This window comes from Halapricum salinum (assembly GCF_004799665.1).
GTDB classification, from domain to species: Archaea; Halobacteriota; Halobacteria; order Halobacteriales; family Haloarculaceae; genus Halapricum; species Halapricum salinum.
Window position 1 is genome coordinate 2,877,217 of the sequence record NZ_CP031310.1, and the last position, 25,288, is coordinate 2,902,504.

Genomic DNA, 25,288 nt, shown 5'->3' on the forward strand with positions numbered 1-25,288 from the left:
AGCCGCTGAGCGCGCCCGGCCGAAACTGCTACGTTTATACCCGGCCCGCCGTGACTCGACGGTGAGAGATGATCAAGGAGGCGCTTCGGGCCCCACTGGCTGGCGAGCGACGATGGAAACGCCTTGCGATCGGCGGTGGATGGCTCGCGGTTTCGTTCGGTATCGTCCCACTGTGGGTCGTTCTGGGGTACGTGGTCCAGTTCGCCGAGGCCGTCGCCGAGGACCGTTCGGACGTTCCGCCGTCGTTCGAGTACTGGGGCCTGCTCATGAGCAGGGGGGTCCGGGCGTTCGGCATCAGTGTGGTCTATCTGTTCGTACCGGCGGCGTTCGCGATCTACGGTGCCTTCCTGTATTTCATCGCACCGTTCAACGAGAGCTTCACCACCGCGCGGGCCCACGAACCGCTCGCTATCGCGGCTGTGCTCTTCGCGATTGCGTTCTACCTCCTTCCGGCAGCACTGCTCACCTACGCCATCGACGGCCGTACCCGTGCAGGCTTCTCCCCGCGCCAACTGGTCCGGTTCTGGGTCTCCTGGACCTATCTCCGGAGCTGGCTCCTCTCCGTGTCACTCGTGGTCGCTTTGCACCTCTGTGCAATCGCCGTCGCGCTGACTGCCATCGGCGTGCTCGCAGTTCCCGTTGTGATCTTCTACAGCTATCTCGTCGGCATGTACGTCCTCACGACTGGAACGAGCAGTCTGCTGGCAGACATCGATACGCGCACTCGGCCGGGGCGACGGACGTAATACCACCGGGACGATCCTCTCTGAGGATCCGTCGTCGAATCAGGGTTCGTTTTTATATGGTTATTCCTCGTTGGCATCGACAATGATCGAAGACGCGATTTCGTTTCCACGGAACAGTGACGACTGGCTGACGACACTGCTGATCGGCGCGATACTCTCGATATTCTCGTTTCTGCTCGTCCCTGGGTTGATCCTCCAGGGGTTTCTGCTCCGGGTTGCGCGGGCCGGCGCGAACGACGAGGTAGAACCGCCGACGTTCGGCAACTGGATCGAACTGCTGGTCGACGGCGTGAAAGCTTTCATCGTCGCCTTCGTCTACGGAATTCTTCCAGCGATGGTATTCGTCGCCATGATTTCGGTCCTGGCCGGCGGTGCGGTGTTCTCGGCGCTGAGTGGGAACGCGGGGGCTGCGGCCGGATTCGGCGTGCTGATCGCCGTGGTCGTCCTCGTGATGCTGCCGGTGTTCCTGTTGATCGGCTATCTCACGATCGCTGCACAGGTCCGCCTTGCAGTCACCGGCGACCTCGGCGCGGCATTCCAGGTCGGCACAGTCGCCCGGACCGCGTTCAACGCTGATTTCTTCGTGGGGTTCCTCCTCGGAGTGATCGTCGGGATCGCCCTTTCGATCGTCGGCTCGCTCCTCGTGATCGTCCTGGTCGGCCTGTTGATACTGGTCTACGCACAGATCTCGATGTACTATCTCTTCGGCCGTGGGTACGGGAAGGCGACCGGCGATAGTAGTCGGGCGTGACACAGATCGGAAACAGCAGGCACTTACCGCCACCTCTCGGAGCCACGACCATGCGAATCGCCGAGCGCCAGCGCGTCGAGGGCGGGGGCGAGCGGATCACTGTCGTCCCCGAGAGTCTCGACGACCTCTGGCACCTGAGCTACGTCATCGATCCCGGCGACTTCGTGGCCGGGGACACGACCCGCCGTATCCAGCGCAACGACGAGGACCTCCGGGACACTGGCGGCGAGCGCGAACACCTCTGGGTCAAACTGGAGGTCGAGGACGTCGAGTTCGCGAAGTTCGCCAACCGACTCCGGGTGTCCGGCGTCATCTCGGAGTGCTCGCGGGAGGACCAACTGGGGCTGCACCACACGATCAACGTCGAGGAACACACCGAACTCGACGTCGAAAAGGTCTGGAACACAGATCAGCTAGAACGCCTCGAAGAAGCCGAAGAGGCCACTGACCAGCCCGACGTCGCCATCGCGACCGTCGAGGAAGGCGAGGCCTACGTCCACACGGTCGCCCAGTACGGCACCGAAGAGCGGGCGTCGATCACCGGGCCGACGGGCAAAGGCGAGTACGCCCGCCCTCGCGAGGAGCTGTTCGAGGAACTCACGGCCGTCCTGCAGCGCCTCGATGCGGACGCGATCATCCTCGCGGGACCGGGATTCACCAAACAGGACGCCCTCGGATACATCGAGGAGAACGCGGCAGACCTGATGGAGAAGATCACGACCGTCGATACGAGTTCCGTGGGTGATCGTGGCGTCCACGAGGTGCTCAAACGCGGTGCCGTCGAGGACGTCCAGCAGCAAACTCGGATCGCCGAGGAGGCGTCGCTGATCGACGAACTCACCGAGCGCATCGCTACGGGGGCAGAAGTCGCCTACGGCCCGGATTCGGTCGCCGAAGCGGCCGACTATGGCGCGATCGAACACCTGCTCGTACTCGACGACCGACTTCGCTCGGAGCGTGCAGGCGAGGGCGAGTGGGACATCGACGTCGACCGGCTCGTCGAGACCACCGAACAGAAGGGCGGTGAGGTGACGGTCTTCTCGAGCGAGTTCGACCCCGGTCAGCAACTCGCGAACCTCGGCGGGATCGCTGCATTGCTCCGTTATCGCCTTTCATAATCTCGCCGAAACGGTTTTTTGCCTCCCCGTCCATCGTTCTGTAATCGGGTACCGATTCGAGATAGATGTCATTCGAAGAACAGGCAGACTTCGCCAAGCAGGTCGCCGATCTCAACAAGTACGGACAGGCCCTCAACAGCTGTGAGACTGTCGAAGAGGTCGTCTCACTCACGCTGGAGGCAGTCTCACTACTGTTCGATTTCACTTCAGCGACGTTGATCGAGGTTCGGACGAACGGACCCGAGGTCATCGAGAGCACGAATCGGAACCTCTCTGCGGGCGATCGGCCCAGTGAGGTGGGCCGTCGTGCCGTCGAGACCAAGGAGACGATCACCGAGACTGGCGCGGACGCCGGAGTGGCCCCCGATTCGTCGGTCACGGCGACGCTTGCGGTCCCGGCGAAGATCGTCGACGACGTGGTGGTCGTCCTCGTCATTCGGTCGACGTCAGTCGACGAGATCGGCGAAGAGTACGCGACGCCGCTGGAGATTCTGGCCTCACACGCGGCGACGGCGATCAGCAACATCCGCTCGCGCCAGCAACTCGAACGCGCCCGCAACGACCTGGCAAAGCGCAAGGAGATGATCGAGCTCTACGACAAACTCCTGCGCCACGACCTGGGTAACGACCTGCAGGTCATCTCCGGGTTTGCCGACGCGCTGGTCGGTCGCCTCGACGGTGACAACGCCCGCTACGCAGAGAAGATCCATCGGGCGGCCGAGAACTCCGCCGACCTCATCGAGCGGGTCGGGAACCTCGTCTCGACGCTCGAAGCCGAGGAAGAGCCCGAACCCCGGTCGCTGCAGACCGTGCTCACGACCGTCGTCAAGAACGTCGATTCCCAGTACGAGACGTTGCGGATCGAGTTCGATCCCGACATCTTCGACTACCAGGTCTACGGTGGGGATCTGCTGGATTCGGTCTTCCAGAACATTCTCTCGAACGCCGCCGTCCACAACGAGGGCGAGGTCACGGTCCGGCTATACGTCGAGGAACTCCCGCCGGATGCGCTCGTGGTCGGCATGGCTGACGACGGCAGCGGTATCCCCGAAGCGATCCGCGACGAACTGTTCGAGATGGGCAAGAAAGGCCCCGAGAGCGAGGGGACCGGTCTGGGTCTGGGCTTCGTCCGTGCGCTCACGGAATCGTACGGCGGCGGTGTCGAAGTGACCGACAGCGAGTTCGGCGGTGCCGAGTTTCGCGTCCACCTCGAACGCGTCTGAGTCGCCCCCGCGCTCCGATCAACTGACCTCGACCGTGAGCCCGTCCTCGGCGAATCTGACGTCCCCGTCGTATTGCTCGTCGAGCGCGTCCAGCATCCGCTCGTGTCGCCCCTCGGTGTGTGGATAGAGGTGGCTAAGATAGACGCGGCCGACCTCGGCGTCCGCGTTCGCCAGTGCCCGGCCCAGACTGGTCGGCGTGGCGTGGTTCGAGACGTCGACCTCGTCGGGGAACGAGCAGTCGTGGACGAGGACTGCCGACCCGTCGGCGAACGCGATCAAGTCGGTGAAGGCCTCGCTGTCACCCGAGAACGTGAGTTCGGCCTCGCTGTCGGGGTGGCCGAGTCGGTAGGCGAAACACTGCATCGAGTGGCGCGTCTCCATCGCCTGGCAGTCGAATCCGGCGAGGGAGAACGACCCCTCCTCGAGGTCACGGATCGCCAGGTCGACGCGGTCTTGCAGGTAGTCGTGGACCTCGAGCAGATCGCGGACGAGCGACGCCGTACCCGGCGGGCCCGCGACGGTCAGCGACTCTGCGCCGGCGAGCCAGCGTGCTTTCAGCAGGGCGAGCAGATCCGAGACGTGATCGAGGTGGTGATGCGTCAGGAGGACGGTGTCGACGCCCTCGTAGCCGACGGGGGTGCGCTGGAGGGCGTGCAGGACCCCGCTGCCGCAGTCGACCAGGAGTCGGTCGTCACCCGATTCGACGAGGAGTCCGGTCTGGAACCGGGTGCCAGTGGGCATCGCAGATCCAGTACCGAGGACGGTGAGTTGCATGCATAGAGCGACGACGCCCGGGAGAAAATGGCTGGCGGTCCCCAGCGCCAGTGACAGAATCTCGCTGCCGCGCAAGACGCGAGTCAGACGCTCGGAAGCCGAGCAACCAAGAGTTAAGGTTCCACAATTCGAGAGGCCGCATATGGCTATCGACAGGGAGACCACGCCATCGGAGATCACGACGCTGGTCGGTCGCGAAGTCTACTCGAACAACGGCGTCTTCGTCGGCGAAATCGAGGATCTACGCCTCGATCTCAACGCCGAGTCCGTCACGGGCCTCGCCCTCCACCAGCTCAACCACGAACTGTTCGACCAGGAGACCCGCAGCTCCAGGGGCGTCATCGTCCCCTACCGCTGGGTCCAGGCCGTCGGCGACGTCGTCATCATCAACGAGATCGTCGAGCGGATGCAGACCCCAGACTCCGAATCGGCAGAGCCGGACGCAGAAGGCGAAATGCGCGCCTAGGACCCGTTGGAACTGTCGCCCTCGACGCCCATCGCCTCGAACAGTTTCGTCTTGACGGCTTCCTCGGTGAGCGACAACAGCAGTTCGCGATTGTCCTCACTGCTCTCGATGCCCGTAAAGATGCCAAGCGGAATCTCGACGCTGGCGTCGGTCGAGTGGCCCGCGGCCTCGCCGATATCGGAGAACGCGTCGCTGAGGACGTTCCCGATGTTCATCCGGATATCCTTCGAGCGCGCGGCGAGATAGATCGTCTCGTCGACGATGCCGAAGACTGCAGTCGTGGTGATTCCCTCCAGATTGAGGAGTTGCTGGGCGGCCTGGGCCAGCGCCTCCCGATCGCGGATGAAGCCGGCGTTCGAGACGAGGTGGCTCCCCCGGACGTCTCGGTTGCGGATCGCCTCGGCGAGAACGTCGAGGGTCTCCGGGCTCATCGACGGCGACTCGACCTGTTCGAGCGTGTCGTGATCCGCGAACGGATAGAGATAGGCGGCCGCAGTCAGATCCGCCGGCGTCGTGTCGCGTTTGAAGTCCAGCGTCTCGGCTCGAATACCGTACAGCAAGGCTGTCGCGACTTCTTGACTCAGGTTGAGGTCGAACTCCTGAACGTATTTGGTGAGGATGGTCGAGGTCGCGGAGACGTTGGGCCGGACGTCCGAGAAACTGGCGTCGATCTCGGTTTCGGGTTCGTGATGGTCGATGAGGATGTCGACGCTTTCGAGTGGTGTGGCCTCCGGGTCGCCGCTCTTTGAGTAGTCGACGATGGCGATCGTGTCGTACTCGTCGAGATTGGTCTCGTCGCGGGCGAGGAGATCGATCCCCAGGAGATTGACGAACGCGCGGTTCTCGTGGTGGCCGATCTCTCCCTCGTAGATGATATCGGCGTCGATTCCGCGGTGGTCGGCGATCGCCTGCAATGCGGCCGCACTGGCGATCGAGTCCGGGTCCGGGCCCCGGTGAATGAGAATCGCGAGTTGATCGCCGGTCGCGTCGATGACCTCGGAGAGTTGTTTCGCGCGGTGTTCGAGTTCGCCGGTTTCGAGCGATCGGAGTGCAGAGTCGGCGATGACGGCCGAGGGATTGATGACGACGTCGGCTCCGCGCTCGGCGAGTTCGTCCGCGGAGACGGGGTCGGACGCGCGGGCGACGATGAAGTGGTCGGTCTCTGCTTCTCGAAGCGTTTCGACGGCCGTTTTGTTGGCCTCGACTTCAGATGAGAGGATGAGGACGGCGTCGCGGCCGGCGACGTCCTCTGCGATCGAGGGGTCCTGAATGTCCGCGACGCGTGCGTTGAGATCCTGATCGCGGAGCGCTTCGACCCGTCCCTCGTCCTTGTCGAGGATGAGGACGTCTTTGCCCTCCTCGACCAGTTCTTCGGCGACGGCGTGGCCGACGCTTCCACAACCGAGGATGGCGTAGGAAGACATCGAGGCCATCGTAACGACGCTGCTCATAGCGTCTTGGTGGTCGTGTCGGAAGGCCTTATAACACCGACTTTCCTCTCAGTCTTTGAAATGAGAGGGCGTGCCGTCCCGCGGTCGAAAGGAAACCTATTTTACCGGCCTGCCATTACGAGCAGGTGCAAGGGCCGGTAGCTCAGTCTGGCAGAGCGTCTGACTCTTAATCAGACGGTCACGTGTTCAAATCGCGTCCGGCCCGCTCACTCTATCGCTCGCAAAACCGCGAGCAATTGCTGTGCGGACCCGGCGGGATTTGAACGCAGGGAGTGGGAGGTGAGCGACGTCGAAGGCGGAGCGAACGGGAACGACCGTGTGTTCAAATCGCGTCCGGCCCGCTCACTCACTCTTCGTTGTACGTCACGAGAAGCACACTGACATCGCTGCGGCCCCGCATCGTTTGACCGACCAGTCCGGGGTCGACAAGAGGATTTGAACGTTACTGGCCAGTCATAACAGCCCCGCATCACGTCCGATAGCCCGCACGGTCGATCGAAGCTCTTTGCTGGTGAACAAGAGCGAGACGGTGTAGGTCAGGCCACCGACACAGAGGATCGCGATGACATTTCCCCACCACGCTAGCGGTAGCATCGACCTGGCCGTCCACACGACAGCGGCCATCAGCGCACCGCTGACGAACTGTTCGATCAGCGGCCGTGGGAGGAGTTCGATCCCTGGAACGAGAGTGCCCACCACATAGGCTCGGAAGAGATACCCAAGAGCTTCGCTGACGACCGTCGCGGCGACGACACCGATCGGCCCGATCAGGAAGTACAGACCGACGCCCAACAACAGGTTCACGGAGAAGACGACGACAGAGGTTCTGAGATTGAGTTCTGGTCGGTCCACCCCGTTTATCACCGAGACGAGGATCGATTTCTGTGACCGAAACAGGTGAAACAGCGCTAGTCCGGCGACGAAGGCCCCAGCATCCGCGTATTCGCTCCCGAAGAACGTGACCACGACTGGTCGGCCCATCACCAACCCACCGAAAAACAGGGGGACAGCGATCACGCTGGCGTACGCGAGATTGTTCCGGACTTCCCGTTCGATCTCCTCGCCCTTGCTCTGGAGATTACTGATTCGCCCCATGAGACCACTGCTCGACACGCCCGCAACGAACATCGCCGGCATGGTAATCTTCATACTCACTTCGTAATTACCGACGACACTGGTACTGGCCAGCGCACCGAGGAGTAGCACGTCCATTCGATTCTGTGCGGTGCCGACGATACCGTTCGGGATACTCGACCGGGCGAAAATCCCGATTTGGCGGAGTGAGTCCAGGGACGGGACCCGCGGTCGGGCCCCGATCAGGTAGAGCGCAACCGGTGCGACCACGAGGTTCGCGATGACCATCCCACCGACCATCCCCGCGACCCCGTAGCCGCCGAGCACAAACGCCGCCTGTGCGAGGACGCGGATGACGTCCCTGGCTGCCATCAGCCAGTTGCTCACGCCAAAATATGCAGTCGATTTGAGCACTTCCAATGTCGTGAGATACACGACAACGCCCGAGAACAGCACCGAAACTAGAATCCAGCCGTCGGATTGCTCGGTAAGCCTCGCGATCGGGTCGGCGAACACGAACGCCGTTATCGTGACCACGACGATCGAGATGAAGATCCCGATCAGCGTCGAGCTGACTGCCTCTCCCGACGGAAAGTCGACTTCAGTCAAGCGCTTTCGACACGCATTTGCCCACCCTGTGACAGGATTGTCGAGAAACGAGACGATCGCCATCAACAGATAGAACGCACCGTATCCCGACGGTCCCAGCAGGCGTGCGAGAAGTATCGCACCGAGGAACGCGACCAGCATCGTCACGACCCGTCCAACTACACCGATCCCGACCTGGACGCCGAAGTCCGTGTCTCCGATGCTCATCTGTCAGATCTTGGAATTGGGGTTGTCGTACCCGTCGGTGCCCGCCAACGAGTGGCAGTCGTCGAAGAGCGTGTGTACGTCGAAACAGTCTTTCCTGACGGTGTCCAGAACGACCAGGGCAACGTTCGCCATTTCAGACTCTGTACCCGAGATCGCGGAGCCGATTGTCGATCTCGCCTTCGTCGCTCTCGTGACGACTGATCTCACCGTCGACGATCCGTCGTCGGGAACCGACTTCTGTCACCGCCCACGGGACCTCCGTGAGTCGGGGGTGTCGAACGCCGTCGGGATGGGCGTACCCGCGCAGCGGGAACGGCCAGAGCCGCTCGCCGAACAGTTCCCCGTGGTCAGCACTGAACACTGTTCGGCCCCCGAGGTCCTCGGCGAGGTCCTGGGCGTAGTGGAACGCATACTGGAGGTTGTCTTTGTAGCCTTCCCACACTTCCTCGCGTGTCACGTTTCCCGCCTTGAGGTCGTCACCCGGGTGGAGCCCGTCGTCTGTGTCGGCTCGCGGTGTCCCGTCGGCGTTACCAACCACTGGTGCGTGCGGCTGGAAGTAGTGGACGATGATCCGCTTGTTCGGGTATCTCTCGTGGACCGACCGAGCTGCGTCAGAGAGCGTGTCCGGATGGATGGTGACACCTCCGCTGACACCCACACCGTCGATCGCACCACCGGCGTTTTTGATCTCTTTTTCGGAGAGCTCACCGGACTCCACCCACAGGTTCACGATCTTGTGGAAGGAGTCGGGCGCGATCTTCGAGATCCAGGGGTTAGCCGTCACGTAGACCGTGTCGGGATACGCCGCGCCATCGAACGTCTTCTCCATCCACTCCGGGCTGGAACAGCCGATAGAGTGGACACGCCGGTACTCGTCGAACTGCTCGGTATCGATACACTCCTCGAAGAGATCCGCTCGGCAGGCGTCCAGAAGGAACAGATTGTCCCAGTCTTCGTCCATGAAATCGATGCCCGAATTACCGTGTATCTTCCCCAGTATCGGGCCCGCGATGCGGGAAGAGAACCGCAACCGCCACCAGTACGGATCGTCTCCATTGGCGGCGATCTCGGAGGCCGCGTACCGTATCTTATCCAGCATTCTTGTGGGACACGAGGTCACGCTGGTTGAAATCAGTCGTGGTTTGTCGGCCACCGAGATATCGCTCACAGGAGGCGTTGGTAAACCGCTGCGTGGGTCGCGGCGATGTCGTCCATCCCGTGGGCAGCCCGGTAGTCCCGCATCGATTCGAGTACCGGCTGTGGGTCTTCGAGCACCGTTCGCACTCGCTCCGCACCACTGTCGGGGTCGTCGATCGGGAACACCGCCGGGAAGCCGTACTCGGCTGTGAGTTCCCGGAAGCGCTCCACATCGGTTCCGAGAACCGGGACCTCGTAGGCGAGACACCAGTTCAGTATCCCGCTCTGTGTCACTGATTCATACGGGAGCACTGCGAGGTCCATCGCGTTGAACAGCGCGTGAAATTCGTCGTCGTCCAATACCCCTGTGACGACGACACCCTCGCCACATCTGGACTGGATCTCGGCCATGTACTCCTCGTATTCGCCTTCGTGCGTACCGCCGCCGACGACGAACGTCGCTTCCGGGACTCGTTCGGCGATATCGAGGAACGTGTGATACCCTTTCTGCGGCCGCACGAACCCCGGTTCGGCGACGATGTCGGTGTCCGGATCGAGCCCGAGCCGATTGCAGGCTTGTTCACGTGACATCGGATGGATGTCGGTCGGAACGCCGTGGGCGATCACCTCGACGGACGACAGCGACGTGGTCGCCTCGAACGTCTGCCGCGTGTCCTCGGAGAGGAAGATCGCGTAGTCGGCCACGCGTGCCAGCATCCAGTTGTTGAGGCGGAGATACGTCCACTTCAAACCCACCAACGGCGGCTCGACGGTCTCTTCGCCCCATGCACTGTGGAAGGTGATGACGATCGGGCGTCTACGGAGCGTCGAGAGGATCCACAGGATCGGAAAGACGAACCAACTCGCGATACTTTTCGGCCCGTAGATATCGTACTCGTGTTGAACGTGAATGACGTCGCTGTCCGTCGTCCCCGCCTTCACAGATTGTCTGATGTAATGAACCACGTTGCATGACCGCAATCTCAGCGGCGTTCGGTGGTAGTCGATCTCCAGAGCGTCCTCTAGAGTCTTCGTGTATGTCGCAATGCCACAATCCTGATCCGGGCCAGTCGCGAAGAGCTCTACTTTCATTGGACGCCGTTTTCGTAGTGATGGCCCTGCTGCCGGCAGATAACTCTTTCCATCCCCTTCTCCTCACCCGACCGAAGGGAATATAGTGGCTACCACGCACACAACGATTTGATGAGCGTCCTCGACGGATTACGCTACGCATACCGAGAGATACGCGACAACTACGACGACCGTTTTTGGTGGCGTAATCGATTCTTCCATCGTCTCATCGCGCCGTTCCACCTCACTGTGTATCCGACACGGAGCGCTGCGATAGACGTTCCAGAAGCGGACTGGGATACGCTGATCGTTCTCGATGCCTGTCGAACCGATCTCTTCGAGGAACGGGCGGATGTGGGCAGGTTCGACGAGTACCGCACCGTGACGAGTCGTGGCAGTGCTACCCAAGAGTGGGTCCGTCAAAACTTCGCTGGCAGGTCGTTCGGTGATATGGTCTACGTGACAGCGAACCCGTTCGTCTCGCGGGAAGCGGGGGATGCCTTCCACGAGATCTACGAACCCTGGGTGAGCGAGTTCGACGAGGAGACGCGGACAGTTCTCCCGGAGAAGACGACCGAAACCGCGATTCGAGCCCACCGTGACCATCCCGACAAGCGAATCGTCGTCCACTACATGCAACCCCACCATCCGTTCGTCACGGCCCCCGAGTTACAGTTTCACGGGTGGCAGATCGACGACTTCGAGGGGTGGAAAGAGAAACAGGAAGAGACAGGGCTGAAAGACGACGTGAAGAAGGGGCGCCCACATACGCCGTGGGACGCACTGTATATGGGTCTCGTCTCGAAGGAGGCTGTCTGGGACGCGTACGGGGACAATTTGACCAGAACGCTGGATTCCGTCTCCGAGTTGCTAGACGAAATCGAGGGACGGACGGTCCTGACCAGCGACCACGGAAACATGCTCGGTGAGCGGACGTTTCCCCTGCCACTGCAGGTGTACGGTCACCCGTCCGGCATCCGCAATTCCGAACTCGTCGACGTACCGTGGGCAGTCGTCGAGACTGGGCAGCGCCGGACCGTCTCCGACGACGGAACGGTTACGCAATCGGAGCACGATCAGGAGATGGTTCAAGACCGTCTCGAAGACCTCGGCTACGTCTGATAGTGATTACTGTCGGTCTGTTCCACATCGACCGTCCGGAGTCGGGTGGTCGTAGTGATAAAGCGCTACAGTACTCACTGTGAATCACCGTCGCGGTGATCGCTACGTTCGACTGTCGGCGTCGGAGAGGTCCACGAACGACCGGTACTCGCTGTCCAGCGTGTTCCGAAGTCGGCGACCAAACGCGTCCACGGAGAATTTGTCCACCCGCTCACGCGGGTCGCCGTCGATGCCGTCACGCTCGAATCGCTCGATGGCTTCCCGGATCTCGCCTGGAGTCCCGTCGTGAAAGAGCCCGTTTTCGCCCGCAGTCACGAACACTGCCGGGAATCCCTCTTCGCGGGTCAGCACGGCCTTCCCGCTGGCGTTTGCCTCGATGGGGACGATCCCGAAGTCCTCGTTGCGACCGTTAAAGACGAGTGCCCGACAGTTCGACAACAACTCGTACTTGGTCTCCTCGGGCACGAAGCCCCGGTACTCGAGGTTCGGCGCGCGCTCGATGTCGCGCCGGACCGTGTCCGCAACGTCTCCCGCACCGCCTGCGAGGACGAGTTCGTGATCGGTCCCCCGGAAGGCCGTGACGATCTCGGGAACTCCCTTTTCCTCGTCGAGACGGCCGAGGTGGAGGTAGTATCCGCGATCCCCGCCAGTTCGGCACGCAGCCAGGTCGACTGGCGGATACACGACTGTCGATTCTCGGTCGTAGTACTTCCGAATTCGACGGGCGATGACCGGGCTGTTGGCCAGATAGTGATCGACGCGGGGATCGACAGTCACGTCGCGCAGCCTGAGATATCTGACCAACGGGCGGGCGAGTTGCCCCGTGAACGAGTCCTTGCGGTCGTGATAGAGGTCGTAGAACCACCGCGGCGGCGAGTGACAGTAATTGATGTGAAGGGTGTCGTCGGGCGTAATTACAGCCCGGGTCGTCGCGCCCGATGTCACGAGGATATCCGGATCGCCGAACGCCCGCCAGTCGACGTCTTCCCAGAGGGCGTACTCGAAGACACGGCCGACACGAGACTGGAGGCGTCGAAGCGGCGTCGGAGACAACGACGGTACGACGTCGACAAACTGCACGTCTCCATATGGATTCGGTTCGTCGGGAGACGGGGTGCCGATCGTGTACACTGTGTCTTCACCGAGCACGTCGGCGAGATGCGTCACGAGATACTCGGCGCCACCCCAGGCGTTGACGTGCCAGTGGGCGACGGCTACGTCGAGATCCGCCAGCGCGTCGTCGGTCATACGATATCGTGGGGGACGCCGGTGAAAAAGATAGCGAGCGCACCCCCCGTCGTAGCCACTGCATCAGCGTCAGTATTTGCGGGCGCCATAGAGGTAGCCCGCGCCGACAGTGCCAGTCAGCACGAACAGCATGACCAACTGGGTAATCGCGGATTTCGACGGTGACGTAACGGCTGACCGAAACCGTTCCGGGGCGAACTCGGTGAGCAATCGTTCCAGAAAATCGGTCTCTTCGTCGGTCGAATCCTCGACGAAGGTCTCCATCGCCCGCTTGGAGTAACCCTGCCAGAACGCCCTGTCGAGCAACCAGCGGACGTCTGTTCGATACTCGAATACCTTGTGCGCGACGACCGCCCTCGGGTTGTACCAGACGCCCTGTCCGTACTCTTTCTGGAGACGTGCACAGAGCTCGGTCTCGCCGCCCTGGAGGTTGGCGTCGCCCTTGCGGCCGCCGATGTCGGTGTCGAATCCGCCCAATTCGAGGAAGACCTCGCGATCGAACGAGATGTTCGAACCGTTCGTGTTGCGAACCTCGCCGGCTTTCTCGACGTCGCCGTCGGGGCCGAACCCGCGGTGGGTCACGCCGATCAGCCAGTAGAACTCTTCGGGGAGAAATCCGGGTTTGCCGGCGACCCACTCGGGGACCATCTTCCCGCCGGCTGCGATGGCGCCCCGATGTTCGTACGCCTCGACGAGTTCGGCGACCCAGTCGGGATCGGCGATAGCGTCGTCGTCGAGAAACGCCACGACGTCGCCGGTCGCGGCGTCGGCACCGTGGTTGCGGGCTTCGAGGAGGCCGCGGTTCTCGGGAAGTTCGGTGACGACGGTGTCTCCGTCAGCGCCGAAGTCCCACTCGAACCGTTCTGTGACCTCGTCGTTGCCGTCGCTGACGAGCACGAGCTCGACGTTCTCGTAGGTCTGGGCGCGGACGCTGTCGGCGGCGTCCAGCAGGTCGTCGTAACGATCCAGCGAGTGGGTACACAGGACGACCGAGACGCGCATGGGTCGGGGTGGGAGGGCCACGGGCCTAAGCGTTTTCTTCCGAATGCGGTCTGCTCGACTTCCGGCGATCTGACCTCCCCGAGCGGACAGACTTCATAAGGCTTATGCGCGCCTTGGCAGTTTGACCGGCTAATGAGTACCTGGAGGTCGCCCGTTTATGAGCCAAGAGAGTGACGAAGCGTTCGCAGAGGTAGACGAGGCGCTGGCATGGTTCAAGCAGTGGTATCACGTGCCGGCGCTTTTAGGACTCCTCGTCTTTGCGTTCTGGACTCGGGCACGGACGTGGGGAAACTTCGTCTCCGGTGGCGAAGTGTATTTCAGCGGAAACGACGCCTGGTATCACCTCCGCCAGGTGAAGTACACGGCCAGGAACTGGCCGGAGACGATGCCGTTCGAGGTATGGACGAACTTCCCGACAGGAACCTCCGTATCGCAGTTCGGGACGATCTACGATCAGGTAATCGCCACGGCCGCATTGGTCGTCGGGCTCGGGAATCCGAGTCAACAGACGATCGAATTAGTCCATCTCTTCGCGCCAGCCGTCGTCGGGACGTTGATCCTGATCCCGACGTACTACCTCGGCAAGCGACTGGGTAAGAATCGTTTCAGTGGCATCGTTGCAGCTGTGATCGTCGCCCTGTCGAGCGGAACGTTGCTGGCCCGCGGTCTCGTCGGCTCCGCGGACCACCACGTCGCCGAGGCGTTCACGCAGGCGCTCGCCGCACTCGCAATCGTCGTGGCACTGCAGGTCGCAGACCAGGAAAAGCCCGTCTGGGAACTGGTCCTCGACCGAGACTATGCGGGGCTTCGCCGGCCAGTCGCCTATGCAGCACTCGCCGGAATCGCGACAGCGCTGTACATGTGGGTCTGGCCGCCTGGCGTGTTGTTGCTCGGCATTCTTGGCCTGTACGTCACTATTCAGGCTGTCCTGGACCATCTCAAAGGCCGCAGTCCCGAACACGTCCTCATCGCCGGCGCGGTCCTCTTCGTCGTCACCGCGGTCTTGATGCTGTTGCCCATCGAGCGACTCGACGTCGCACCGGTGAAGTTCTCGCTGCTCCAACCCGGGCTGGCCTTGATCGGGGCGTTCTGGTGTGCAGCACTGGCCGGTATCAGCCGAATCTGGGACGACCGCTCGTACCCCGAGTGGACGTACGCCGTCGTCGCTTTCGGCACGATCATCGTCGGGGTCGCCGCGATAGCGCTCCTCGCGCCACGGGTCTACAACCTCTTCTACCAGCAGTTCATCCGTATCTTCGGTCGGTTCGTCGGACAGAGCCCCTCGGGCGCGGCGGCAACCGTCGCCGAAGTTCGAGCGCTGCCGAACCCACTGGAGACCCTCCAGACGTGGTACGGGTTCGTCCCCTTCATCGCGCTCATCGGAGCTGGGCTGGCAGTCGTTCGCTCGGCCATCCTGCAGAAGTCCCGACCCGAGCTGCTGTTCGTCGTGCTGTGGCTGTCGGTGATGTTTTCAGCCTCGTACACGCAGGCACGATTCAGCTACTATCTCACGGTCCCCTTCGCAGTGATGGCAGCCTACGCGATCGGCACTGGCTTCCAGTATCTCAGCCAGGCCGCCAGAGAGGCCTCGACGGACGTTCGTCCGTATCAGATCATGGCGGTCGTGACGGTGTTGTTGCTGCTGGTCGTGCCGATGGCCGTCGGCGTGAGTGGCCAGCAGAGCGACGTCCTCTCACAGTCAGAGACCCGCGAGCCGATCAGCGTGATCAGCTGGGACAGCAGCCTCGACTGGCTGAACGAGAACACCCCGGACCAGGGCAACTACGGCGGCGAAGGCAACACGCTGGACTACTGGGGTGAATTTGCCAACGTCGACGACTACGATTACCCCGACGGATCGTACGGCGTCCTCTCGTGGTGGGACTACGGTCACTGGATCACGACCGAGGGCGAGTCTATCCCGGTTGCCAACCCGTTCCAGGAGTCCGCCAGCGACGCCGCACGGTTCCTGCTGGCCGAGAACGAGACCGTCGCCAATCAGGAAGTCCTCGCGAACATGAGCGAGGGCGAGAACGCCCAGACGCGCTACGTCATGGTCGACTGGCAGATGGCGACTGGCGGCAGCAAGTTCACTGCACCGCCAGCGTTCGTCGACGACAAGGAAGCCAGCGACTACGTGCAGGGTGTCGGACTGGGACAAGGATACTTCCTGTACACGCAGGACTACTACGAGACGATGGTCAACCGTCTCTATCGCTATCACGGCAGCGCGATGGACCCACAGCCGATCGTGACGCGCTGGGGTGGTGGTCAGGACACCCAGCTTCTCCAGACCTACAGCAGTATGAACGCTGCACGAGCCGCGGTCAACAACTCGACGGCCGCGCAGGTCGGTGGGTTCGGTCCGTATCCGAGCGAGCGCGTGCCGGCGCTGGAACATTACCGACTGGTCCAGGTCAGCGACCGGACGATCAACCCACTCCAGGCGTCTCACAACCGACTGATCAGATTGTATCAGCAAGGGCTCGATCTGAGCCAGTTCGGGCTCAGTCCTCAGCGAACGCTGCAGCTGTCAGAGCGTAACCCCCACTGGACGAAAGTCTTCGAGCGCGTCCCCGGCGCGACCATCGAGGGGCAGGGGCCGGCCAACGCGACAGTCACGGCGACCGTCGAGATGCGGATCCCGAACACCAATCGGACCTTCCCGTACTATCAGCGCGCCCAGACGAACGCCGACGGCGAGTTCACGATGACCGTCCCCTACGCCTCGACCGGCGCGGACGAATGGGGCCCGGACAACGGATACACCAACACGAGTGTCCGTGCGACCGACTCCTATCAGTTCGCAGCACAGCAGTACTCGCTGGTGAACGGATCGGTCGAGATGGCCTACTACAACGCTACCGAGGACGTGACCGAAGCACAGGTCATCGGTGAAGACGACTCGCCGGTCGAGGTGACGCTGACCGAGGTCGACCTCCCGGACCAGAACCAGACCAACGACACCACAGACGGATCAGGCGATAACTCCAGTGACGACGACCAGAACAGCGGGTCCAGCTCGATCGAACCCGTCTTCGACGCGGTCGAGCCTCAGATCCCCGCGGTCAGAGTCGCAGGCTAACCGTGGCGGGCGACACCCAGCAGGATACGGCGGTCGCTGTCAGCGCGTCCGTCCAGCAGCTGGTAACGGTCTATCTGAAGGGGCTGGCGATGGGCGCGGCCGACTCCGTCCCTGGGGTCTCCGGCGGAACGATCGCGTTCATCACGGGGATCTACGAGCGGCTGATCACGGCGATCACGCGCCTCGATCCGACAGCAGTGTTCCTGCTGGCCGGCGTCCACCGTCGTGAGGGCCGGCGGCGCTTCTACGACCGACTGCTGGAGATGGACGTCCCGTTTCTGCTGGCACTGGGCCTCGGCGTCGTCAGCGCCATCGTCACCGTCTCTCGGGTCATGCACGCCGCACTCCAGGAGGCAGAAGCGCTCACCTTTGCTTTCTTTTTCGGACTGATCGCTGCCTCGGCGGTCGTCCTCTACGAGCACATGGCCGTCGATACGCCCGGCCGGATCGCTGCGGCGGTTGCGGGCTTCGCGATCGCGTTTCTGGTTTCGGGAGTCACCTCCGGTAGCGACGTCGCCCACACCGTACCGATCATCTTCGTCGCGGGATCGATCGCGATCGTCGCGATGATCCTGCCGGGCGTTTCGGGGGCGTTCTTCCTCGTATTGTTCGGACAGTACGAGTACCTGACTGGTGTCCTCACGTCGTTCGTCGACGGCGTGCTCGCCGTCGTCGTCGGTGATCGTGCGATCGGATCACTCGCCGACGCCGCGACGACAGTGTTCACGTTCGGTCTCGGTGCGATACTCGGGCTCTTCACCATCGCGCATCTGATCAGGTGGGCGCTCGACAACTACCGCGTCGCGACGCTGTCGTTTCTGGTGAGTCTGATGGTCGGTGCGTTGCGACTGCCCGTCGAGCGCGTACTGGATACGGACCCGACACTCGCAGCCGGGTCGGTGTTGCCGATCGTCCTCGCCGTCGCTATCGGTGGCGGTGTAGTGTTGCTGCTGGATTACTTCACCGACGACCTCGCGTACTGAGCAGATACCCGGGCACCGCTTCAGTTGAAAACGTATATCCGTTCGGACAGGAGACACTCATCCAATGGGAACACTACGAGAGTGGGCCGGACGAGTCGGTTTCCTCGCGATTTCAGTCCTGGTCCTCGCTGGCGGATACGTCCAGGGATTCTGGGCAGTGGGACTCTCGGTGGATCAGCCACCGCTGGTCGTCGACCTGCAGTTCATCGAAGCGACCTTCGCGATGACGACGTTCGCGGGCTTCTTTCTGGTCTCAGGGCTGCTCTTTCTGTGGCACAGCTACCGGGACGGCGAACCCGGGATCGCAACCGATGGTGGCCACGTGGCCGCACTGGTCCCAGTTTACGACGACGCGGGCGTACTCCACCGCAGCGTCGAGAGTCTACTCGCTTCGACTTACGAGAACCTGACCGTCTGGGTCGTCTACGAGTCCGACGATCAGCCGAGCAAGCAGCGAGCACACGAACTGGCCGACGACCACGAACGCGTCGAAGCCCTGGAGAACACGAAGTATCCGGGATCGAAAGCCGGCGCGATCAACTACGCGACCGAGATCGTCGACGCCGCGTTCGTCGCCGTCTTCGACGCCGACGAGCGGATCCACCCGCGGTTCGTCGCGGCCGCCGTCGCCGAACTCGACGACTGTGACGTCGTCCAGGGGCGGACGATCCCCGACCCGACTGGCGTGATCGAGTCGATCGCCTACTACGAGTCGGTCCTCCTGAACTTCGTCGCCCGGCGCGGACTCTACGTGGTCACCGACTTTCGGATGGCCGCCTCGCGTGCAGTCGTCATGCATCGGGAGGCGCTGGTCGAGACTGGCGGGTATCACACCGAGATGCTGACCGAGGACTTCGAGTTCGCCTATCGGTGTTACAAACATCGACTGGACGTGGTCGAACTGCTGGCGTACCCCTCCAAGATCGAGGGCGCACACACGTTGCGGGACTGGTGGGGCCAGCGCAAGCGCTGGATGACGGGCTACGCCCAGTCATCCCACTACCTCCTCGGAGAGAGTCGACCGCTGACGGACTACCGCAATCCGCTCTCGGCGCTGATCGCGCTCGGGACCGTCGCGGCAGGGTTGTTCTTGCTGTCGGTCATCTCGAAGTTCGCCGTCCTGGCCGTCGACGGCGGATTCGACGTTCTGATCGGTGGACTGGCAATCGTCATCGCGATCACACTCGCGGTCCAGATCCAGGATTACTGGCAGGGGTCGATCGACGCCTTCGGGCTGACGTGGCTGGCGATTCCCCTGCTGTTCCCGCTGTACAGTCTGGTCGCTATCAAGGCGCTCGTCGAGTACCTCTTCACCTGGGAAGGCGAGTGGTACAGCGTCTCGAAAGGCGTCTCGGCCGACTGAGGGGGCGGAAAACCGAAGCGGCGGATCGATCAGAGGTCGTACAACTGGCCGTACTTTTCGGTGACGTACTCGAGGAAGTAGTCGGCCGTATAGGACTCCCCGGTCGCCACTTCGACCAGTTCGTCGGTCGTATAGCGCGCACCGTGCCGGTGGACGTTCTCGCGAAGCCACTCCTGGAGGGCTTCGAACTCGCCGGCTCGGATATCGCCGTCGAGGTCGCCGAGGTCGTCTTCGGCGGCCGCGTAGAGCTGGGCTGCCATGACGCTGCCCAGGGTGTACGTCGGGAAGTACCCGAAGTTACCGTAGCTCCAGTGGATGTCCTGTAGACAGCCCTCGGCGTCGTTTTCGGGCCGAATGCCGAGATACTGCTCGTACTTGTCGTTCCAGACCTCGGGGACGTCTTCGACGTCGAGATCGCCGTTGACGAGGTCGCGTTCGATCTCGAAGCGGACGATGATGTGCATGTGATAGGTGAGTTCGTCCGCGTCGACCCGGATGAGGTTGTCGTCGTAGACGACGTTGGCGGCCTCGTAGAGGGTCTCGTCGTCGGCGTCGACGTCGAAGGTCTCCCGGACGTCGTCGCCGATCAGCTCCCAGAACGGCTGGCTGCGGCCGACGTGGTTCTCCCAGAGGCGCGACTGTGATTCGTGGACGCTGAGATCCCGGGACTCACCGAGCGGGTCGCCGTAGTGGTCCTGGGACAGGCCGAGATTGTAGAATGCGTGTCCGAACTCGTGGATCGTCGCAGTGAGTGCACTCAACGGATCGTCTTCGAGGAACCGCGTGGTGACACGGCAGTCGAACTGAGAGCCGGAGGTGAACGGATGACTGGACGTGTCGAGGCGGCCGCGCTCCCAGTCGTAGTTGAGACGGTCGAGAATGTCACGTGAGAGCGATTCCTGGGCGTCCGTCGAGTACGAGCCGCCGTCGAAGGCACGCGGGAGCGTGACGTCGCTCTCGCCGATGTCCTCGATCAGCGGGACGAGTTCCTCGCGAAGGCGCGTCAGCACTCGTTCTGCGGTTTCGAGGTCGAGGTACGGCTCGTACTCTTCGAAGAGTACGGCATAGGGCTCTCGATCGGGGTCGATGTGAGCGGCGATCTCGCGGCGAAGTTCGACCAGCTTCTCCAGAGTCGGTGCGAACTGCGAGAAGTCCGAGTCGGCCTTTGCACCCTCCCAGACTTCGATCGCTTCCGAGGCAGTCGCGGTCACTTCCTCGACTAGTTCCTGCGGGACAGCGTCGGATCGCTCGTACTCTCTGCGGATCTCCCGAACGACGGCTGCCTGCTCGTCGCTGAGGTCGGCGTCGGCGAGAGCTTCGAGGGCGTCGCCGACGGCCTCGTCGGTGAGCAGTTCGTGCTGGAGTCCCGACAGCGTCGAGAGTTGCTGACTCCTGGCGGGGGCACCGCCTTCGGGCATCATCACTTGCTGGTCCCACGAGAGCACTCCCGAAGCCTTGTTCAGATTACTGTATCGTCGATAGTGCTCGAGCAACTCCCGATATGCTTGCGGGGCGTCGGTCGCGTCGTCTGTCGTCGCTGGCATAGCGCGGCCTACGGGCGGGCCACCTAAAGAATCCGTGGACGTGCGCGAGAGAGTCTCAACCACGCTTTTCGACGGCCGGAACGTTCGACCGTCTCGACCTAGGCCCAGGTCTCTGCGATGGATCGGTAGATCGCCTCGCAGCGGTCGACGACCGCTAGCGAGACGCTCTCGGTCGCGGTGTGGGCTTCGCCCGGCTCAGCGGCCCCGATAACCAGACACGTCGTCCCGGCCCGGGAGGCGAGCCAGCCGGCGTCAGTCGCGTGGGGTTTGACGACGAACTCGGGCGTCCCGTCCTGGACCGTGTCTGCGGCTTCGAGCGCGACGTCTGCGAAACGCCCGTTCCCGCAGGCCATGGGCGGCAGGTCTTGCTCGACAGCCCAGGAGACGCCGTCCAGTCGCTCGACGCGATCTAGTGGCGCGCGCGTTCCCGGAACGGTACGCTCGTCGACTGTCACGGTGCACTCCTCGGGAACGACGTTCCAGGCGCTGCCGCCTTCGATCTCGGTCGCGACGAGACTCCCCGCCACCTCGTGATCGAGCACCGACGTCTCCGGGAACGGCAGGTCGCGGACGATGTCGACAGCGTCCAGTGCACGGTAGATGGCGTTCTCGCCAGTCTCGGGTTCGCTCGCGTGTGCGGCTGCACCTCTGGCAGTGATCGTACTCCCGCGCCGACCCTTGTGGGCGATGGCGACGTCGGTCACGCCGGCTGCCGAATACCCGGTCGATCCTTCACCGACGACCGCGAAGTCGGGCGCGAATCCATCGTCGATCGCCGCACGACAGCCGATCCCGCCCTGTTCTTCGCCGACGAACGAGACGAAGACGAGTTCGCCCGCCGGGTCTGCGTCGCTGAAGGCAGTGGCCATCGCGGCGAGTGATCCCTTCATGTCTGCGGTGCCGCGACCGTAGAGCCTGTCACCGTCTGCTTCGAAGACGTATTCGTCGTCGTCGAGCTGGCTGTCGTCCGGCGCCACGACGTCGTGGTGGCCGACCAGTGCCAGCGACTGCTCGCCCGAACCACGGCGTGCGAAGACGTTGCCGTGGTCGTCGCGCTCGACGTCGGCGTCGGTGTGGGTTTCGAGCCACTCGACCAACCGGTCGCCGACTCGTGCCGGATCCTCGTGGCTCGGAATCGAGACTAACTCACGCGTCAACGACGCAGCGTCCATACCCTCTCTAGAGGGAGGGGCCGCAAACAAGCTTCCCAAGAACGATCAGCGGTCGTTACTCGTCGGTCCGGGTCGAGCGCATGTGTGATAGCGTAAACTCGTCGATGGGACACTCGCGGGTGTCCACGGACGGTGACGTTCCCTCCGGCAGGACGTTGCGATCCCCGTGCGCTCGGATCTGAGTCGTGGGCATATCTATGCGTTCTCACGCATCCATCAAAAAACCTTGTATCCGGAGATACAAATAAGTAATAAACAACCGTGTAGGCTACTTCGCGTCGTGTTTTGGCGTGGACACTCTCCAGTTGAGTACCAGTAGCACCTGATTCTCGGCCACACCTAATAACACCTATTACAGACAGTTTGAGACATTATACCGGAGCGCAGTATTAGGGGAAGGTATATATGATCGACATCCGTGTATCCGAATACAACATGAGTTCCAAAACGAAACCTTCGATGGAAGATAGTGACAGTTCGTCCGAGAAAGTGCTGCATTTCTGGTCGAAGACCGACGCCAAAACGGCCCGAAAGACGAACGAACGGGCGTAAACGAGCAGATCGTTTTTTAGATCGTCAATATTTCTCGAAGAGCATGCGACGAATGTCGTTCCTGAGGCCTCAGCCCAGAACCCCGTGGCGATCGACACGGACGTCGTCGAACCGACCACCGTAGGCGACGTGGCCGGGGTGGGTCGGCTCCATGCCGGAGCGGACGACCCGATCGAATTTTTCCCAGGTGTTCTCCCAGCCGAGGTGAGCAAACTCTGCGAGACAGCGCACGCGATGGGTGGCTCCGGTCCGATGGCGAAGTTGTGGGTTGCCGGACCGTAGTGCTGCCGTCAGGTCTTCTGGGGCGTTTATTGGTCGGTCGAACGTCGTCCAGGCTTCACCGACCGTGGTCAGGAGATGTGCGTACGAAGAGGTGAACGCGGGGCGGTCGGACTTGCGGGTGATTTCACTGGCTCGTCGGTTGTGCCAGGAGAGGTGTTTCGGATTGTAGGCCTCGACGCCGTCGATTACGTCGCTGTAGCGGTCGATCTGTGCGCGGTCGAGGCTGACTGTCAGAAATTCGGGATGTGGGACCAGAACAGTCGCCTGCTGACGATCGAGTTCCTGCATCGCGCCCTCCAGGGTGATGAAGTCCGGAATCGGCTGCGAGAGGTCGACCGCCAGGACGTGGCGGCGGTCGTGCCAGGGACCCGCGAATATCTCTCGGGCGGGCACGACGGTCAGTTCGTCGTCGCTGAACTGTTCGGCACGCTGTTGGATCGTCGGCAGTCGGGTGAAATGTGGTGCGTAGACCAGCACGTCGATTCCGCGTGACTTGGCGCGTTCGACCACCGACTCGTCGAGGATCTTCACGTGCATGTCGACCCTCGTCCCGCGACTCTCGGTCACTGTCCCAGGTATATCCCGGGCCACCCCAAAGGGATTCTGATCCAGCCCGGATAGCTTTAAGTCCCTCAGGGGGCCTACGTGTGAGTATGGCACGCTGGGAGTGTGCGATCGAGGGCGACGGCCGGACCTTCGATCGTGTCGAGGACCTTATCGTCCACCAGGCGACCGATCACGAACGCGTCGAGTGTGAAGTCTGCGGGACCGTCCTGCCCGACGGCTACTTCGCCATCCGCCACGCGTTCGAAGAACACAGCCGCGCCGAGTACGTCCGTGCCTACGACGCCACCGCCAAGGAGGTCCGCCAGCGCGAGAACGTCAAGGACGTCATCGAGAGCGAGGCCGACCTCCGCGAGGTCATCGACCGACTCGAAGGTGGCAGCGGTTCCTTCTAAGCCTCGCTCGGATCGACTACGTCCCCAGTCTCGGGATCGACGCCGACTTGCTCGCAGAGATCCGCCATCGGACAAGCCTCCGGGTCGTCGAGGCAGGCCGGCTTACGCGCGCTGCAGTACTCCCGGCCGAACTGGATCGTCGCCGTGTGTCCGAACCCACATTTCTTGGCCGGCACTTCGCGTTCGAGATGCTCGCGAACAGTTTCGTGATCGGCGTCGGCAGGGGCCAGCCCGATCCGGCGGGCGATCCGGTGGACGTGGGTGTCTACTGGAAAGACACCCTCCTGCCCGCCCGCAAAGAGCAAGACGCAGTCGGCAGTCTTCGGCCCGACGCCGTCGTAAGAGAGCAGTTTCTCTCGAACCTCGCCCGGCTCACCGTCGCGAACGAACGTGTCGAAGGCGTCCTCGTCCCCGAACTCCGCGCGTATCTCTTCGGCGATTGCGATGATCCGCTCTGACTTTTGATTGTAGAGCCCGGCCGACGAAATCGTCTCGGCCAGTCGTTGCTGGTCGGCTATCGCGAGTGCGTCGACGAGGTCGCCCCGACCGGCCGGTCCACCTGGGCCGTAGCGCTCTATCAGGCTATCGTGGGCGGGCTGACTCGCCACGTCGGAGGTATTCTGACTCAGGATCGTCCTGACGAGACACTCGAAGGCGTCCTGGCCGCCGTAGGCTTTCTGCCAGTAGCGCTCGCCGAGGCGGTCGACGACTTCCTCGGCGCGCGTCGCGGCTTCACCCGTGGTGAACGCACTCGCTCGCCCACCACCCGATTCGCCGCCGCTGATGTTCTCGGCAGGTTCGTCCGCTGGCATGGTCGACTCTCCGGGTGAGAGCACGAAAAACGCAGTGGTCGTCGCCGCGTGACTGCCCACGACGACAGTCTGTCGTCTACCAGCCGCGTCACTCGACCGAAAGCGTCAGCGTCACCGCAGCACCGTCGGCTAGCGCACGCACCAAGTCGCGATCCAGGTCGCCGGCAGCGGCGTCTGCTTCGACCATGACCGTCCGGTCGTCGACGTACTCGCTGGTCCGGCCGACCAGCGAGCCCTCGTTCTCGAAGGTCATCTCGGGATCACCGCGTCCGGTGATGGTCGTCTCGTGACCCCCGGCTTCAAGTGTCGCCGTGATCGTCGCCTCGCTGTCCTGGCAAGCTTCGACGAAGGCGTCGTCGAACTCCGCTGGGACCCGGTCGGCCTCGATACCCAGGATACAGTCGCCCGCGGGCGTCAGGTAGTCGTCGCTGGTCAGTTCGAACGTACTCGCGTGCTTGGCGCTGACGTTCTCGTGACCGCTGGCGCGAATCGTCTCGTCCATGTATTCGGCGAGCGGACCGGCGGATTTGACGGTGA

The 25,288-nt window shown here is 62.6% G+C and carries 23 protein-coding genes and 1 tRNA gene; 11 read left to right on the forward strand and 13 right to left on the reverse strand.

The window, feature by feature from the left end; translation table 11 throughout:
• The first annotated feature begins 68 nt into the window (after nt 1-68).
• From DV733_RS14130 to DV733_RS14145, 4 genes are all read left to right on the forward strand, one after another.
• The gene (locus DV733_RS14130; RefSeq protein WP_049992636.1) at nt 69-746 is read left to right on the forward strand and encodes a DUF4013 domain-containing protein; all 678 of its coding nucleotides are present in this window, start codon (nt 69-71) and stop codon (nt 744-746) included.
• 82 nt (nt 747-828) lie between these two features.
• Nucleotides 829-1,497, forward strand: coding sequence for a DUF4013 domain-containing protein (locus DV733_RS14135; RefSeq protein ID WP_049992637.1), 669 nt, complete (start codon nt 829-831; stop codon nt 1,495-1,497).
• Between the two features lie 50 nt (nt 1,498-1,547).
• A complete protein-coding gene (locus DV733_RS14140; RefSeq protein ID WP_049992638.1) occupies nt 1,548-2,615 on the forward strand; it encodes an mRNA surveillance protein pelota in 1,068 nt (355 codons plus the stop codon).
• Nucleotides 2,616-2,680: 65 nt separating this feature from the next.
• Nucleotides 2,681-3,838 (forward strand): sensor histidine kinase, encoded by a 1,158-nt coding sequence (locus DV733_RS14145; protein WP_049992639.1) that lies wholly within the window; start codon nt 2,681-2,683, stop codon nt 3,836-3,838.
• An 18-nt stretch (nt 3,839-3,856) separates the two neighbouring features.
• Here the strand turns inward: DV733_RS14145 and DV733_RS14150 are convergent, their stop codons facing one another.
• Entirely contained in the window at nt 3,857-4,612 is a 756-nt protein-coding gene (locus DV733_RS14150) for an MBL fold metallo-hydrolase (protein ID WP_049992640.1), read from the reverse strand.
• Nucleotides 4,613-4,754: 142 nt separating this feature from the next.
• On the opposite strand from DV733_RS14150, the gene DV733_RS14155 reads away from it, so the two are divergent.
• Nucleotides 4,755-5,078, forward strand: coding sequence for a PRC-barrel domain-containing protein (locus DV733_RS14155; RefSeq protein WP_049992641.1), 324 nt, complete (start codon nt 4,755-4,757; stop codon nt 5,076-5,078).
• On the opposite strand, the gene DV733_RS14160 is transcribed toward DV733_RS14155, so the two are convergent.
• Entirely contained in the window at nt 5,075-6,529 is a 1,455-nt protein-coding gene (locus tag DV733_RS14160) for a DHH family phosphoesterase (RefSeq protein WP_049992642.1), read from the reverse strand. The genes DV733_RS14155 and DV733_RS14160 overlap by 4 nt on opposite strands.
• A gap of 131 nt (nt 6,530-6,660) precedes the next feature.
• Here DV733_RS14160 and DV733_RS14165 point away from each other — a divergent pair.
• Nucleotides 6,661-6,734 (forward strand) — tRNA-Lys (locus tag DV733_RS14165).
• A gap of 248 nt (nt 6,735-6,982) precedes the next feature.
• On the opposite strand, the gene DV733_RS14170 is transcribed toward DV733_RS14165, so the two are convergent.
• The 3 genes from DV733_RS14170 to DV733_RS14180 all read right to left on the reverse strand — a co-directional run bounded on the left by DV733_RS14170 (nt 6,983) and on the right by DV733_RS14180 (nt 10,648).
• Complete coding sequence (locus tag DV733_RS14170) at nt 6,983-8,419, reverse strand: oligosaccharide flippase family protein (protein ID WP_049992643.1); 1,437 nt, start codon at nt 8,417-8,419, stop codon at nt 6,983-6,985.
• Nucleotides 8,420-8,552: 133 nt separating this feature from the next.
• Nucleotides 8,553-9,518 carry a hypothetical protein gene (locus DV733_RS14175; protein WP_049992644.1) on the reverse strand — a complete coding sequence of 322 codons (966 nt, stop codon included), beginning with the start codon at nt 9,516-9,518 and terminating at the stop codon, nt 8,553-8,555.
• 65 nt (nt 9,519-9,583) lie between these two features.
• Nucleotides 9,584-10,648, reverse strand: a complete 1,065-nt coding sequence (locus tag DV733_RS14180; protein ID WP_079979348.1) for a glycosyltransferase — start codon at nt 10,646-10,648, stop codon at nt 9,584-9,586.
• Nucleotides 10,649-10,759: 111 nt separating this feature from the next.
• On the opposite strand from DV733_RS14180, the gene DV733_RS14185 reads away from it, so the two are divergent.
• Nucleotides 10,760-11,749 (forward strand): alkaline phosphatase family protein, encoded by a 990-nt coding sequence (locus DV733_RS14185; RefSeq protein ID WP_049992646.1) that lies wholly within the window; start codon nt 10,760-10,762, stop codon nt 11,747-11,749.
• Nucleotides 11,750-11,851: 102 nt separating this feature from the next.
• On the opposite strand, the gene DV733_RS14190 is transcribed toward DV733_RS14185, so the two are convergent.
• Nucleotides 11,852-12,997, reverse strand: a complete 1,146-nt coding sequence (locus tag DV733_RS14190) for a glycosyltransferase (RefSeq protein WP_049992647.1) — start codon at nt 12,995-12,997, stop codon at nt 11,852-11,854.
• Nucleotides 12,998-13,066: 69 nt separating this feature from the next.
• Complete coding sequence (aglG, locus tag DV733_RS14195; RefSeq protein ID WP_049992648.1) at nt 13,067-13,999, reverse strand: glucosyl-dolichyl phosphate glucuronosyltransferase; 933 nt, start codon at nt 13,997-13,999, stop codon at nt 13,067-13,069.
• A 157-nt stretch (nt 14,000-14,156) separates the two neighbouring features.
• Between aglG and DV733_RS14200 the strand changes: the two genes are divergently transcribed.
• The 3 genes from DV733_RS14200 to DV733_RS14210 all read left to right on the forward strand — a co-directional run bounded on the left by DV733_RS14200 (nt 14,157) and on the right by DV733_RS14210 (nt 19,430).
• Nucleotides 14,157-17,084: an oligosaccharyl transferase, archaeosortase A system-associated gene (locus DV733_RS14200; RefSeq protein ID WP_049992649.1), complete on the forward strand. Its 2,928-nt coding sequence runs from the start codon at nt 14,157-14,159 to the stop codon at nt 17,082-17,084.
• A 2-nt stretch (nt 17,085-17,086) separates the two neighbouring features.
• Nucleotides 17,087-18,067: a DUF368 domain-containing protein gene (locus tag DV733_RS14205; RefSeq protein WP_336884730.1), complete on the forward strand. Its 981-nt coding sequence runs from the start codon at nt 17,087-17,089 to the stop codon at nt 18,065-18,067.
• 64 nt (nt 18,068-18,131) lie between these two features.
• Nucleotides 18,132-19,430, forward strand: coding sequence for a glycosyltransferase (locus DV733_RS14210; RefSeq protein ID WP_049992650.1), 1,299 nt, complete (start codon nt 18,132-18,134; stop codon nt 19,428-19,430).
• 29 nt (nt 19,431-19,459) lie between these two features.
• Here the strand turns inward: DV733_RS14210 and DV733_RS14215 are convergent, their stop codons facing one another.
• The 4 genes from DV733_RS14215 to DV733_RS14225 all read right to left on the reverse strand — a co-directional run bounded on the left by DV733_RS14215 (nt 19,460) and on the right by DV733_RS14225 (nt 23,517).
• Complete coding sequence (locus DV733_RS14215) at nt 19,460-20,974, reverse strand: carboxypeptidase M32 (protein WP_049992651.1); 1,515 nt, start codon at nt 20,972-20,974, stop codon at nt 19,460-19,462.
• A 98-nt stretch (nt 20,975-21,072) separates the two neighbouring features.
• Complete coding sequence (locus tag DV733_RS14220) at nt 21,073-22,146, reverse strand: M20 family metallopeptidase (protein WP_049992652.1); 1,074 nt, start codon at nt 22,144-22,146, stop codon at nt 21,073-21,075.
• 55 nt (nt 22,147-22,201) lie between these two features.
• Nucleotides 22,202-22,339: a hypothetical protein gene (locus tag DV733_RS17170; RefSeq protein ID WP_154019508.1), complete on the reverse strand. Its 138-nt coding sequence runs from the start codon at nt 22,337-22,339 to the stop codon at nt 22,202-22,204.
• Nucleotides 22,340-22,767: 428 nt separating this feature from the next.
• Complete coding sequence (locus tag DV733_RS14225) at nt 22,768-23,517, reverse strand: PHP-associated domain-containing protein (RefSeq protein ID WP_049994256.1); 750 nt, start codon at nt 23,515-23,517, stop codon at nt 22,768-22,770.
• A gap of 116 nt (nt 23,518-23,633) precedes the next feature.
• Here DV733_RS14225 and DV733_RS14230 point away from each other — a divergent pair, with 116 nt between their 5' ends.
• On the forward strand, nt 23,634-23,939 hold the full coding sequence (locus tag DV733_RS14230; RefSeq protein ID WP_049992653.1) for a DUF7565 family protein: 306 nt from the start codon (nt 23,634-23,636) through the stop codon (nt 23,937-23,939).
• On the opposite strand, the gene DV733_RS14235 is transcribed toward DV733_RS14230, so the two are convergent.
• Together DV733_RS14235 and DV733_RS14240 are read right to left on the reverse strand one after the other, a co-directional pair.
• The gene (locus DV733_RS14235) at nt 23,936-24,751 is read right to left on the reverse strand and encodes an endonuclease III domain-containing protein (RefSeq protein WP_049992654.1); all 816 of its coding nucleotides are present in this window, start codon (nt 24,749-24,751) and stop codon (nt 23,936-23,938) included. The two genes, DV733_RS14230 and DV733_RS14235, sit on opposite strands and share 4 nt — an antisense overlap.
• 88 nt (nt 24,752-24,839) lie before the next feature.
• Nucleotides 24,840-25,253 carry a DUF371 domain-containing protein gene (locus DV733_RS14240; protein ID WP_049992655.1) on the reverse strand — a complete coding sequence of 138 codons (414 nt, stop codon included), beginning with the start codon at nt 25,251-25,253 and terminating at the stop codon, nt 24,840-24,842.
• Nucleotides 25,254-25,288 lie beyond the last annotated feature (35 nt).